Annotated in this window: 13 protein-coding genes; 10 read left to right on the top strand and 3 right to left on the bottom strand. The window is 53.4% G+C overall.

Annotation, left to right across the window (positions count from 1 at the left end; genetic code table 11):
• The first annotated feature begins 68 nt into the window (after positions 1–68).
• The 5 genes from pdhA (at position 69) to serS (ending at position 5,484) form a co-directional block, all read left to right on the top strand.
• On the top strand, positions 69–1,103 hold the full coding sequence (gene pdhA, locus ACFPMF_RS18710; RefSeq protein WP_379848189.1) for a pyruvate dehydrogenase (acetyl-transferring) E1 component subunit alpha: 1,035 nt from the start codon (positions 69–71) through the stop codon (positions 1,101–1,103).
• Positions 1,104–1,298: 195 nt separating this feature from the next.
• A complete protein-coding gene (locus ACFPMF_RS18705; RefSeq protein ID WP_379848188.1) occupies positions 1,299–2,000 on the top strand; it encodes a tetratricopeptide repeat protein in 702 nt (233 codons plus the stop codon).
• A gap of 176 nt (positions 2,001–2,176) precedes the next feature.
• The gene (ribH, locus tag ACFPMF_RS18700) at positions 2,177–2,686 is read left to right on the top strand and encodes a 6,7-dimethyl-8-ribityllumazine synthase (protein ID WP_379848186.1); all 510 of its coding nucleotides are present in this window, start codon (positions 2,177–2,179) and stop codon (positions 2,684–2,686) included.
• An 87-nt stretch (positions 2,687–2,773) separates the two neighbouring features.
• Positions 2,774–4,108, top strand: a complete 1,335-nt coding sequence (locus ACFPMF_RS18695; RefSeq protein WP_379848184.1) for an aspartate kinase — start codon at positions 2,774–2,776, stop codon at positions 4,106–4,108.
• Positions 4,109–4,200: 92 nt separating this feature from the next.
• Positions 4,201–5,484: a serine--tRNA ligase gene (gene serS, locus ACFPMF_RS18690; RefSeq protein ID WP_379848182.1), complete on the top strand. Its 1,284-nt coding sequence runs from the start codon at positions 4,201–4,203 to the stop codon at positions 5,482–5,484.
• Between the two features lie 57 nt (positions 5,485–5,541).
• Here serS and surE read toward each other — a convergent pair whose 3' ends face one another.
• Positions 5,542–6,282, bottom strand: a complete 741-nt coding sequence (surE, locus tag ACFPMF_RS18685) for a 5'/3'-nucleotidase SurE (RefSeq protein ID WP_379848180.1) — start codon at positions 6,280–6,282, stop codon at positions 5,542–5,544.
• Between the two features lie 76 nt (positions 6,283–6,358).
• On the opposite strand from surE, the gene ACFPMF_RS18680 reads away from it, so the two are divergent.
• From ACFPMF_RS18680 to ACFPMF_RS18670, 3 genes are all read left to right on the top strand, one after another.
• A complete protein-coding gene (locus tag ACFPMF_RS18680; RefSeq protein WP_379848178.1) occupies positions 6,359–7,264 on the top strand; it encodes a diacylglycerol/lipid kinase family protein in 906 nt (301 codons plus the stop codon).
• Positions 7,265–7,411: 147 nt separating this feature from the next.
• A complete protein-coding gene (locus ACFPMF_RS18675; RefSeq protein ID WP_379848176.1) occupies positions 7,412–7,738 on the top strand; it encodes a hypothetical protein in 327 nt (108 codons plus the stop codon).
• Positions 7,735–8,403: an ATP-binding cassette domain-containing protein gene (locus ACFPMF_RS18670; RefSeq protein ID WP_379848174.1), complete on the top strand. Its 669-nt coding sequence runs from the start codon at positions 7,735–7,737 to the stop codon at positions 8,401–8,403. The genes ACFPMF_RS18675 and ACFPMF_RS18670 overlap by 4 nt, the downstream gene beginning before the upstream one ends.
• A gap of 8 nt (positions 8,404–8,411) precedes the next feature.
• On the opposite strand, the gene ACFPMF_RS18665 is transcribed toward ACFPMF_RS18670, so the two are convergent.
• Positions 8,412–9,320 (bottom strand): metallophosphoesterase, encoded by a 909-nt coding sequence (locus tag ACFPMF_RS18665; RefSeq protein ID WP_379848172.1) that lies wholly within the window; start codon positions 9,318–9,320, stop codon positions 8,412–8,414.
• A 50-nt stretch (positions 9,321–9,370) separates the two neighbouring features.
• Positions 9,371–10,294: an outer membrane beta-barrel protein gene (locus ACFPMF_RS18660; RefSeq protein WP_379848170.1), complete on the bottom strand. Its 924-nt coding sequence runs from the start codon at positions 10,292–10,294 to the stop codon at positions 9,371–9,373.
• A gap of 8 nt (positions 10,295–10,302) precedes the next feature.
• Between ACFPMF_RS18660 and gldB the strand changes: the two genes are divergently transcribed.
• Entirely contained in the window at positions 10,303–11,277 is a 975-nt protein-coding gene (gldB, locus tag ACFPMF_RS18655; protein ID WP_379848168.1) for a gliding motility lipoprotein GldB, read from the top strand.
• A 46-nt stretch (positions 11,278–11,323) separates the two neighbouring features.
• Positions 11,324–13,138 carry an ABC transporter ATP-binding protein gene (locus ACFPMF_RS18650; RefSeq protein WP_379848166.1) on the top strand — a complete coding sequence of 605 codons (1,815 nt, stop codon included), beginning with the start codon at positions 11,324–11,326 and terminating at the stop codon, positions 13,136–13,138.
• The last annotated feature ends 23 nt before the right edge of the window (positions 13,139–13,161 follow it).

The raw sequence follows: 13,161 nt of genomic DNA, 5'->3' as shown, positions 1-13,161 counted from the left end.
GACCGCCTGTATTGCACATCGATTTCCGCTTTATTCGGTTATCCTTTTTTTACGCCCAAAAAAGATATATGGCAAGTGTAAAGGAAAAATCTAAGTCTTCGCCAGCCGCGGCCAAAACCACGCATCCCAAGGAGCGCTACCTATACTGGTATGAGTCGATGGTGCTGCAACGTAAGTTTGAAGAAAAAGCCGGCCAACTGTATGGCCAGCAGAAAATCCGGGGCTTCTGTCACCTCTATATCGGGCAGGAAGCCTGTTCCTCCGGGTCGTATTCGGCCCTGACGAAAGATGATAAATGGATTACCGCCTACCGGGATCACGGTATTCCGCTGGCGCTGGGTTCCGACCCAAAAGCCATCATGGCCGAGTTATTTGGCAAACAAACCGGCTCGTCGAAAGGCAAGGGCGGTTCGATGCACATTTTCGATAAATCGGTGAATTTCGTCGGCGGCCACGGCATTGTGGGCGGTCAGATTCCGGTTGGAGCCGGACTGGCTTTTGCCGAGAAGTACAACAAGACCACGAACCTCTGCATCACCTTCATGGGCGACGGTGCGGTTCGGCAGGGCTCGTTCCACGAAACGCTGAACATGGCCATGACGTGGAAACTGCCGGTTATTTTCGTGGTCGAAAACAACGGTTACGCGATGGGAACGTCCGTATCCCGGACCTCGAACGTAACGGATCTGTACACGCTGGGGGAAGCCTACGACATGCCGTCGGAACCCGTCGATGCGATGGACGTGGAAGCGGTCCACGAAGCCGTCAGCCGGGCCGCCGAGCGCGCCCGCAAAGGCGACGGCCCGACGTTCCTGGAATTCCGGACGTACCGCTACCGGGGTCACTCGATGTCCGATCCGCAGAAATACCGCACGAAAGACGAGCTGGAGCAGTACAAACAGCGCGATCCGATCGAAAACGTCCGGGCAACGATTCTGGAAAAGAAAATTGCAACGGAAGATGAACTGGCCGCTATCGACCAGAAAATCAGGGGAATCGTGGAGGAATCCGTGAAATTTGCCGAAGAATCGCCGTATCCGTCGCCGGATGAAGCGTTCAAGGATGTCTACATGCAGAAAGATTATCCGTTTATTACGGAATAAGGCCTTTAAGGCGGAGAGGAGAACGGGAGCAAAGGATGAAGAAAAGTAGCGATCCGCTTATTCTTCCTTCTTTCTTCCCTTTCTCCTTCTTTTTTATCCCTTTTTCCTTTAGTATCAAAACTTTGTCACGGTTTTTGCTTTCTATATTCCGGGGATTTGCTAAATTTGCACTCCCAAATTTGGATCATTCATTAAATGAGTAAGACACAAACAAGCTCCAAACTGGAGTTTCTGGAAGACCCCGCTACTCTGGCGGGTTCGTTAGGGAAGGCGGAGTTGTTTTTTGAGAAAAACCGGAATCTGGTTCTGGGACTGGTGGTCGCGGTTGTGCTGGTGATTGCAGGCTTTATAGGTTACCGGTATTGGGTCAGCAGCCAGGATGAGGAAGCGCAGACCGCCATGTTTCCGTCTGTCTACGAATGGGAAGCTGATTCGCTGAAAAAAGCCCTGAATGGGAACGGCGCTAACGAAGGGCTGATCGCTATTGCGGACGAATACAGTGCGGCACCGGCGGGCAATCTCGCCAGTTTTTACGCGGGCGTTGCGCTGCTGAAGCAAGGCAAATACGACGAGGCCATCGAAAAGCTGAAGGCTTTCAGTTCATCCGATTTGCTCGTTCAGGGTCGTGCGTATGCGTTGATTGGTGACGCTTACCTGGAAAAGAAAGCCTACAGCGACGCGATTGATGCGTATAAAAAAGCGGCTGATTACAAGCCAAACCAATATTTTACCCCCGGTTACCTGATAAAACTGGCACTCGCTTACGAGCAGAACAAGCAAAATCAGGAAGCCATTGAGACATATAACAAGATCATCGACAAATACCCGACTTCGGCAGAGTCGGCAAACGCCAAGAAGTATAAATCCGTCCTGGAAAGCACGGTCGGTGAGTCGTAAGCAGCGTTGATCAAACCCATTGCGAAAGGACAAAGCCGACCGAGGTTTTGTCCTTTCTTTTTGGACTCGGATGACCAGGATCAAAAAGATTCCTGCGACTGTGGTTATCGACTTCCAAACCTGTACCCTGAGTTTTTATCTTAGTTAATCTGTTAACCTGTGTAATTCGAGTTCCGATGGCCACCGACTTAAAAAATCTGAGCGTTTTTTCAACCAATAACCTCCCCGACATCAGCAAACGGCGGTTTGCCATTGTCGTGGCAGAATGGAATACCGAAGTAACCGAAGCCCTGTTCGAAGGCGCTTACCAGACCTTGCTGCACTACGGAGCCGCAGCCGAAAACGTGGTCCGGGGCAACGTGCCGGGCAGTTTTGAGCTGAGTCTCGGCGCCCAGTGGTTCGCGCAGCGCGACGATATCGATGCCGTCATTGCGCTCGGCTGCGTGATTCAGGGGGAAACCAAACACAATGATTACATCAACCACGCCGTCGCGCAGGGCCTGACACAGGTTGGCATCAAAACCGGAAAACCGGTCATTTTTGGCGTTCTGACGCCCAACAACCAGCAGCAGGCTATCGACCGGGCGGGCGGCATTCACGGCAACAAAGGCGATGAAGCCGCCATGACGGCCATCAAAATGTTAGGCTTACAGCAACACGTTTATAGTTATTCACCTAAAATCTAATTCCGAAAGAGTGAAAGAGCGAATAGCTCCGCCAGTGTTTATTAAATGCGAAGTTTTCACTCTTTCATTCTTTCACTCATTAAACCCATGCAAGTCTGGAAATTTGGCGGAACCTCGGTCGGCAAGCCCGAACGGATGCATTCGATCCGCAATTTGATTACCTCGGATGATCAGCAGAAAATTATCGTTCTGTCGGCCCTGTCCGGTACCACTAACGCCCTGTTATCCATCGCCGAATCCCTGAAAGCGGATCAGCCGGAGGAAGCGGCCGAGAAAATCGAGCACCTGAAGGCGCATTACGATTCATTCGTACGCGAATTGTATAAGACCACCGACGGTTTGACAAAAGGCCAGAAAATCATCGAAAACGAGTTCTCGTTCATTCGGTCGCTGACCCGGATTCGCCCGTTTACGCTGAAACAGGAAAAAGAACTGGTAGCCGAAGGCGAACTGCTGAGCACGCAGCTATTTCAGGCGTGTCTGGAAGAGTCTAATGACGACTCCGTTCTGCTGCCCGCCCTGGAATTCATGCGGGTGGATGCCGATGGTGAACCCGAACTGGATTTTACGGAGCGTAAACTGCGCGAACTGCTGCGGGCACATGGGGGTAAAAAACTGATTGTGACGCAAGGATTTATCTGCCGGAATCCGCGCGGAGAGGTCGATAACCTGAAACGCGGTGGTTCGGATTACACAGCCTCGCTGATTGGCGGAGCCATCCGGGCCGACGAAATCCAGATCTGGACCGACATCGACGGCATGCACAATAACGATCCCCGGATCGTGAAAAAAACCTTCCCGATCAGGGCACTGACGTTTGAAGAAGCGGCCGAACTGGCGTATTTCGGGGCCAAAATCCTGCACCCATCGACGATCACCCCGGCAAAGATGTTCGGTGTGCCGGTACGGTTGAAAAATACCATGGACCCACAGGCCGAAGGAACGCTGATTGCCAGCAAAACCTCCGATCAGGTGTTCAAAGCCGTGGCGGCCAAAGACGGCATTACGGCGCTGTACATCCACTCGTTGCGGATGCTGAACGCGTACGGTTTTCTGCGCCGGATTTTCGAGGTATTCGAGAAGTACAAAACGCCGGTCGATCTGATTGCTACCTCGGAAGTATCGGTTTCGGTAACAATCGACAAAACCGATAACCTGACCGAGTTGATGGCCGAACTGCGGACCTTCTGCGATCTGGAAGAACCGGATTACGACCAGACGATTGTCTGTATCGTCGGAAATTTCAGCGCCGACCACGCGGGCATCGCCCTGAAGGTGCTGAAAGCGCTGGAAGGCATTCCGATCCGGATGATTTCGTACGGCGGCACCGAACACAACATTTCACTGCTGATGCACGGCCGTTATAAAGCCGACGCCCTGAACGCCCTGAACGAAGGGTTGTTTAATCTGGTAGAAGCTTAGCCATATGCCCGACCGGTCAGGTTTTCAAATCTGACCGGTTTCTAAAAAGAACTACTTATAGCTGCCTGGGAGCAGTTGTTACCCGAATAACCATGCTTTTACTTCCCTTCATCCGCGATAATAAAGAGACTACCCTGGCGGGTCTGAACAAGAAACGGTTTGCGAATGCCGAAACCGTTGTCGAGCAGGTACTGGCGCTGGATCAACAACGGCGCGACACCCAGAAAGAGCTGGACGATGTGCTGGCCCGTTCCAACGCCAAAGCCAAAGAAATCGGAGCCTTGATGAAATCCGGGCAAAAGGCCGAAGCCGATGCGGCCAAAGCCGAAACCGCCGAGTTGAAAACGCGTTCGAAAGAACTGGAGGAAAGCCTGAAAACCGTGGAGCAGCAGTTGCAGGCGCTTCTGGTTACGTTACCAAACCTTCCGCACAGCAGTGTTCCCGAAGGCCGTACGGCGGATGATAATGAAGTGGTTCTGCAACACGGCGAAATTCCCACTCTGGCCGAAGGCGCGCAACCGCATTGGGAGCTGATCAAAAAGTACGACCGCGTCGGCGGACCGATCATTGATTTTGACCTGGGCAACAAAATCACGGGGGCCGGTTTTCCGGTTTATCGGGGTAAAGGAGCCCGGATTCAGCGGGCCATGATCAATTTCTTTCTGGACGAAGCCCTCAAAGCCGGTTATTTCGAGATTCAGCCGCCCATTCTGATCAACGAAGATTCGGGGTTTGGGACGGGTCAGTTACCGGACAAAGAAGGGCAGATGTATTACGCCGAGGCCGATAAGCTGTACCTGATTCCGACGGCCGAAGTGCCCATTACGAACCTGTACCGTGACGTGATCGTGTCCGACGATCAACTGCCCATCAAAAATGTGGGCCACACGCCTTGCTTCCGGCGCGAAGCCGGTTCCTGGGGTGCCCACGTGCGGGGACTTAACCGCCTGCACCAGTTCGACAAAGTGGAGATTTTGCAGATTCGCAAACCGGAAGAATCGTATCAGGCCTTGGAAGAAATGAGCCAGTATGTGCAAAGCCTGCTGCAAAAGCTGGAACTGCCTTACCGGGTGCTACGGCTTTGCGGGGGCGATATGGGCTTTGCCTCAGCGTTGACCTACGATATGGAAGTCTGGTCGGCCGCTCAGCAGCGCTGGCTGGAAGTAAGCTCGGTTTCCAACTTTGAAACCTTCCAGTCCAACCGTCTTAAACTGCGCTACCGGGTAGAGGGCAAAACCCAGTTGCTACATACCCTTAACGGTTCGGCGCTGGCGCTGCCGCGAATTCTGGCGGCCATTCTGGAAAACAACCAGACACCGGACGGAATCCGGATTCCGAAAGTACTGGTGCCTTATTGCGGTTTTGAAACCATTTAATAAAAGCAAAGCCGCTTCCGGTATCGGGAGCGGCTTTGCTTTTATTAAAACCGGCCGTTATACCGTAGTAGGCTGTTCTTCCAGCGCTTTCCGGAGCACGTTTTCATCGGTTAGATCGAGTCGCAGGGGCGTAATGGACACGTATCCCTGATCCACCGCCCAACGGTCTGTTCCTTCCTCGGCCGGCTCCAGGGGCGTTACCGTAAACCAGTAGTGCTTACGCCCCAGCGGGTCCATTCCCGGCACAATCGTTCCGTCGTAGAGCCGAACCGACTGCCGTGTCCATTTGATGTCGGTAGGATTGGGCGGGAAGTTGACATTATAGAGGGCCAGTTCTGTATCCTTCAATAACAGCTCCAGCGTTTTCTCCACATACGGTTCCAGCGCTTCAAAATCCGGCTCCGTTTTGCCAACGGGGGTGCTAAGGGCAATGCCTTTGATGCCCAGCAAAACCGCCTGTTTGGCGGCTGCCAGCGTGCCCGAGTGCCACATCGAATTGCCCAGATTCGGGCCCATGTTGATGCCCGACAATACCACATCGGTTTGCCCCCACAGGTGGGTTCCCAGCGCCACACAGTCGGCCGGGGTCCCATTGACGCGGTACGCATCGATGCCTTCAAACTTAATCGGGGAGCTTTTATAGGAAAGGGGCCGGGAATGCGTCACGGCATGGCCCATCGACGATTGCTCAACATCGGGCGCCACAACGCGAACCTCGCCAAACCGGGAAGCAATTCGGGCCAGAGCCGCAATGCCCGGGCTGTAAATACCGTCATCGTTGGTGATTAAGATTCTCATGGTAATGCCATTTTTGTCTCCTTATTCCAACAGAAAAACCCCGGGCGATGTTTAACATAGTGTTAAAACGGACTTTATGAAAATCGCTCAGCTTTTGCACAATCCCGGCGCCGGGGACGAAGAACATTCTAAAAAAGATCTCATGGCGCTTATTCAATCGGAAGGCTTTGCCTGTCGCTATGCTTCGACCAAAAAAAACGAATGGAAAGAGATAAAAACCGACGTTGACTTTCTGGTCGTGGCCGGGGGCGACGGAACCGTGCGTAAAGTGGCTAAGCACCTGCTCGACCGGAAGCTGATCGAAAAACCGTTTCCCATCGCCTTACTGCCCCACGGAACGGCCAATAACATTGCCGGGAGCCTGGGGATTCCGACCGACGATCCCCGCCCGATTGTACAAAACTGGCATTCGGGTCGACGCAAACGGTTTGATGTGGGTCTGGTGGAAGGCTTACGCCACCGGCAGTTTTTTCTGGAAGGAGCGGGCTATGGCATTTTTCCGGAACTGATGAAAGAAATGAAAGATCATCAGGAGAAATCGACCGATGCGCCGGAGGAGAAGCTGAAGATTGCGCTGGACGTGCTGGCCGGTATTCTGCAAACGTACGAACCCCGCCCTTGCCGAATCGACGTGGATGGCGTCGATTATTCGGGGGAGTATATGCTGGTGGAGGTAATGAACATCCGTTGCATCGGCCCTAATCTGGTGCTGGCGCCCACTGCCGACCCCGCCGACGGGCAAATGGAGGTCGTTCTGGTGGCGGAACAGCAGCGCCACGGCTTGTTAACGTATATTCAAAACCGGCTCAATGGCCAGGCAGGCGGTTTTTGGGGAACCGTGCTGAAAGGCCAGACAATTCGAATGCGGTGGGACGGCCCGGAAATGCACCTGGACGACCAGTTTATCCAATCGAAAAAGCCCAAAGACCTTCGCATCACGATCCACGAAGGTGCGTTGAGCTTTCTGGAAGGGCCAAAATGACCGGACCCATTCATTCCGTTGAAAATTGATCTCCGCCAATTACGAACCTATCAGGCCAGGTCCTTGCCAAATACCTCTCCTGTTAAAGTTTGTTAACCCCGCCGTTCTCTGCCGAAATTCTACTATTTTGCCCGAAATCAGCCCTTTATGCGTATCCTTCCTCTTCGGGCGCTTTTTCGGTTCTACCGAACCGTCTGGGTGTTCAGCAACGTCGTAACCTTGAGCCTGATCGGCTTTAGTCTAAACCGCATACTCCCATACTTTTCGCTTTTTCTGGTTTATTTCCTGTGGCTGAAGGTCCTCTCCAATCTCGGCATCGGGTATATAGCCCGGCAGAAATACCGGGATCAGTACTGGTTTTACCATAACCTGGGCCTATCGGAAACCGCCTTGTTCAGTGGGGCTTTTGCGCTTGATCTGTTGATTGCGTTCCTGCTGATCGGAAGTGTTTACCAAGTATTGCTCCTTCTATGAATCCCCCACGCAGCGTGCTGGAAGCCGATGGCATCGAACTCCACCTGAGCGGACGAAAGATTCTCCAGAGCGTGTACATAAAACTGGAAACCGGTCAGATCACCGGTTTACTGGGGCGCAACGGAAGCGGAAAATCCTGTCTCATGAAAAGTGTCATGGGCCTGATGCCGACCGGGAGCCAGTCGGTCCGGGTGGATAACAAATACATCGAAAAACCGTATCAAAAACCGGGTTTGATCCGGTATCTGCCCCAGCAGCCCTTTATCCCACCGTCGCTGACCCTGCAGGCGGCTTTTGACTGGTATGGCGTGAAAACTGAAGAAATTGCCCGTGACTACCCTACCCTTTACCAACGCCGGAACCAGAAAATCAGCACCTTGTCGGGTGGGGAGAAACGACTGGCCGGGGTGTTGCTCATCCTGACGTCGAACGTAGCTTTCGTGCTGCTCGATGAGCCGTTTTTACACCTGATGCCGGTGCAGATCGAACAAGTTGCCGCCACCATTCGGCAGGAATCCCGGCGTAAGGGCATTCTGCTCTCCGACCACCGCTACGAAACCGTCCTGGGCCTGAGCGATCCGGTCTATTACCTCAATACCGGCGGACGGACGATCCGGCTAACGACACCGGAACAGAATCTAAGAGACCTGGGCTATATCTACTGACTTCCACTTTACAGTTTTTGCAAAACCCGGCTTGTTTCGGTCGCGTAGCCGTTGATTTTCAGCCGGTCGGAATATACTTCCACGATGGCAAACCCATTCTCTTCCTGCTCGACGATGCCCTTAAACGTGACATAATGAATGCCGTGGTGCGTCGAATGGCTTTTCTGGTGAACGTGCCCGTTAAAATAGGCAAATACATTGGGATAGCTTTCGAGCAAAGTCCTGACCTCCCGGTCGTTCCAGATGTTGTGCCGGTCGTTTTCCGGCATGAGCGGATGGTGGCTGAGCACAATAACCTGCTCTTTTTTTCGGACGGCGGAAGCCAGCTCTTTTTTCAGCCACTGCAACTGTTTTTCTGAAAGACCGCCGTTCCAGGGTTGCGCATTCGGGGCATTCTGCGCTTTCAACGTGGCCAGATAGGCCACCGAAGCTTGTTCGTTTTTACTGCCCTTTGCATTCCCGTACGTGCTCAGATCGTTGGAATCCAGCACAATAAACCGCCAGCCTTGCCGGAAAAATGAGTAGTACCGGTTTTTCATGCCCAGTGTGGCTGGCACCTTGGCTAATTCGTCCGGGCCCACCGAAAAATCGTGATTGCCCAACACCTGATACAGCGGGCTATTCAGTTGCCGGACAAGGACTGTCAGCGTATCGAAACTCCGGAAATCGTGGTCGATGAAGTCGCCGAGGTGGGTGACAAACGCCACTTTCTGTTCGTTGAAGGTCTGCACGGCTTCGTTCAGCTTGCGCAGCGACGACCGGTAATGCCGCGTTCCGGCCGGATCGCAATCGCAATACTGCACATCGGTCATCACGCCAAACGTAAACAACGGCTCCGAACCGGCTTGCGAAAAAGCCCGGCTAGGGCTGAAAAAGAGCGAAACGAAGAAAAAGCAAAGGAACGGTTTGGACGACATGATTTCGGCAGATCAACACGGTTTTAATCCGATGAGCGCCCAAAGATAGTCTAAAATTTCAGCCCCAGATCGAGCGAAATTACGTGGTTTTTCGAAACCAGATTCCGCGCCCGGGCCACGTCCGTCAGGCCGCGCTGGTAACTGAGGCCCATGATCAGCGCCTGGCTCTGATTCAGGCGGTATTGAATGCCCGTCCCCAACAGCAGCGCCAGGCTGAAGCGGCTGTACTGACGGCTGTAATTCCCGCCGTCTTCCGCGTACTGAAACAAGGCATTATGGGCCGAGTCCAGCGGTTTTTCGGCGAGTTTGGTGTTAATCACGCCACCAGTCTGGATGTAAAACCGGGTGCTCGGAAACAGATTGTTGGCGTACATTTTTACCGAAACCGGGATTTGCAAATACTGCAAATTGTAGGAAGACTGCTGAATTTTAGCCCCGGGATCCCAGACCGGCTGCCCAAACTGCCCCGGAATCCGGTAGCCCGACCGCTGAATCGTGTACCAGAGGCCCGAACTGAGTGAATACCGGTCTTTGAAAAAGAAATAATCGACGCTCGGCCCGAGGCTCATCCGCAGGGCCGACCCGTTGGTCCGAAAACCGGCGTACGAATCGAACCCTTCGGCGGTGTTGAACGTCACGGACGGTGCCAGCCGAAAACTCATCTCAATCAGCTTTTGCGGGGGAGCATAATCAATCTCATCCTCCTGAAGCCGGCGAAAAACCCGGTCGGTTGTACGATTAGGGCGCCCCGCATCGTTCGTTCTGCGATTGCCTTTGCGGGGAGAAGGCTGCCCCCAGCCATCGTTATCCGACGATTGGTTCGACCGGTTGGGCTCCTGAACCGTTACCCGCCCCTGGCTGTGGGCGGTCCCGATCAATCCCAAAAGCAGGGCTGCCGTTGCAATCATCTGACCGGAACGCCAGTATGAACCCAACTTTTTCGTAAATTTGTATGTTTCCAAGAGAACGCCCATTAGTAAGGATGAAGATTTCACCTGTTGTTTTTGGTTTAGTAAGTATACTCATTTTCAATGCCTGTTCCAAAACGGAGGAACTGGTAACGATTGAACGGCCGGAACAGCAGCTCTTTGCCGCCCGAAAGCCCGAAGCAGTGCGCGAGTGGCTCAACGACCACAAGGCAATTGCCCAGGTGTATTTCGGCACGACTCAGTTCGGTCAGGACACGGCGCTGGTGAATGAATTATACAAACGAGTTAACGATAAGGAGCTTGACGTATTGTACAAGCAGGTTAACCAGGAGTTTGGAACAATGGGAAACATTCAGGACCAGCTCTCGGAAGCCTTTAATCGGATTCACGAAAACTTCCCGGCGTTTAAAGCGCCGAAAGTGGCCACGATGGTCTCCGGTTTTATGGGCCCGGATCTGGTCATCAGCGATAGTTTGATCGTAATTGGATTGGATTATTTCGCGGGGCCAAAAGCCAAATACCGCCCGAACGATGTACCCGCTTACATTCTGCGCCGGTATCAGCAGCCATTCATTGCCCCGACGATTGTTACCGCCATATCCGAACGGTTTAACAAAACCGATCAACAGGATCAGACCTTGCTGGCCGATATGATTTATTACGGCAAAGGGTACGTGTTCACCAAAACCATGCTGCCCGACGTTCCCGACAGTCTGATTATTGGGTACACCAACCAGCAACTCACCCAGACCTACAACGTGCAGGAAGCCATCTGGGCGTATTTCATCGACGCCAAACTGCTGTATGAAGTGAGTCCGGCGATTAAAAACCGGTATCTGTCCGAGCGCCCCTTCACCGCCGAAATCAGCAGCAAAAGCCCCGGCGCGATTGGTCGCTGGCTCGGCTGGCGGATTGTCGGAAAATACAACGATGAAAAAGATCCCGGCATTAAAGCCTTGATGGGCAATGCCAACGCCCGGCAAATTTTTGAACAATCGGGTTATAAAGGCTTCAAAGACGACGAATAGCACAATAAACCCGGCGGTTAGCCGACCCTACAGGAAAAAGAATAGAATGGCAAAGCGAGGATGGAGTTCCGACGGGAACGAAGCAGATAAAAAAGTAAAAGTGACCCGGGATGCCCTGCAAAAATCGCTGCGGCTGTTCCGGTTTATCAAACCGTATCGGGGGTATTTCATTGTCGGGCTGGTGTTTCTGCTGCTGTCGTCGGCCACGACCATGGTGTTTCCGAAGCTCCTGGGCGACATTCTGAAAGTTGTTGAAAACAAGCTTCAGGCCGGAGACCTTAACCAGCTGACGTTGCTTCTGTTCGGTTTGCTGGTTATTCAATCGGTGTTTTCGTTTGCCCGCGTCTACCTGTTTGCGCAGGTCAGCGAACGCTCGATGGCCGATGTCCGGCGGGCGGTTTACAAAAAAATCATTACGCTGCCGGTTTTTTTCTTCGAGCAACGGCGCGTTGGGGAGCTGACCAGCCGGATTTCGTCAGACGTGACGCAATTGCAGGATGTTTTGTCGACCACCCTGGCCGAATTCCTGCGGCAGATCATCACCCTGTTTGCCGGGATCGCCCTGATTTCGTTTACCTCCCTGAAACTCACCGGTTTCATGCTCGCAACGGTGCCGGTGATCATCGTGGCGGCCATCTTTTTCGGGCGGTTTATCCGGAAAATCTCGCGGAAGGCGCAGGACGAGCTGGCCCAGGCCAACGTCGTAGTCGAAGAAACCCTGCAGTCGGTCAGCGTTGTGAAAGCCTTCACGAACGAACCCTACGAAGTCCGGCGGTACTCGACGGCCCTCGATAAAGTGGTGCAAAATGCCCTGCGGGTCGCCAATTACCGGGGCGGTTTTGTGTCGTTTGTTGTCTTTGCCCTCTTTGGCGGGATTGTTGGGGTGGTTTGGTACGGGGCGCAACTCATGCTGGCGGGTGAACTGAGCTTCGCGCAACTCGTCACGTTTGTTATCTACACGATGTACATCGGCGGGGCCGTGGGCGGTTTGGGTGATCTGTACGCCCAGATTCAACGCACCATCGGTGCTTCCGAACGGATTCTGGACATTCTGGAAGAACCCTCGGAACTGGAACTTCCCGCCACCGAACCGGCCCAACCGGCCCTTCCGTTGCAGGGTGACGTCAAGTTTACCAATGTTCATTTTTCGTATCCGTCGCGCACCGATATTGAAGTCCTGAAAGGCGTTTCGCTGGAGGTTCCGGCCGGTCATAAAATTGCGCTGGTGGGCCAGAGCGGGGCCGGAAAATCGACGATTGTGCAGTTGCTGCTGCGGTATTACGGCATCAACGGTGGTTCCATTACGGTGGATGGAAAACCGATTCAGGACATTGATATCCGGTATTTGCGCCAGAACATCGCCGTGGTCCCGCAGGAAGTCATGCTGTTTGGGGGCACAATACTGGAAAACATCGCGTACGGAAAACCGGGTGCTACCGAAGCCGAAGTGCTGGATGCCGCCCGCAAAGCCAATGCGCTGGACTTCATTGAGTCGTTTCCCGAGAAGTTCCAGACGGTGGTTGGCGAACGGGGTGTTAAACTGTCGGGGGGCCAGCGGCAGCGGATTGCCATCGCCCGCGCCATCCTGAAAGACCCGGCCATCCTGATTCTGGACGAAGCCACCAGTTCGCTCGATGCCGAGTCGGAACGGCTGGTGCAGGAAGCCCTCGACGAGTTGATGCAAAACCGGACGACGATCATCATTGCGCACCGGCTGGCCACGATTCGGAAGGTGGATACAATCTACGTCCTGCGCGAAGGCCAGATCAGCGAAACCGGCACGCACGAAGAACTGAGCCTTCTGGAAGATGGTTTGTACGCAAATCTGGTTAAATTGCAATTTGAAACAACGGATAGTTAAAACGCCGGATCGGCTTTTCAATC

It is taken from the genome of Larkinella bovis (genome assembly GCF_042655385.1).
Classification (GTDB): Bacteria; Bacteroidota; Bacteroidia; order Cytophagales; family Spirosomataceae; genus Larkinella; species Larkinella bovis.
Note: the sequence above shows the minus strand (reverse complement) of the source record. Positions and strands in the feature narration are given on the sequence as shown.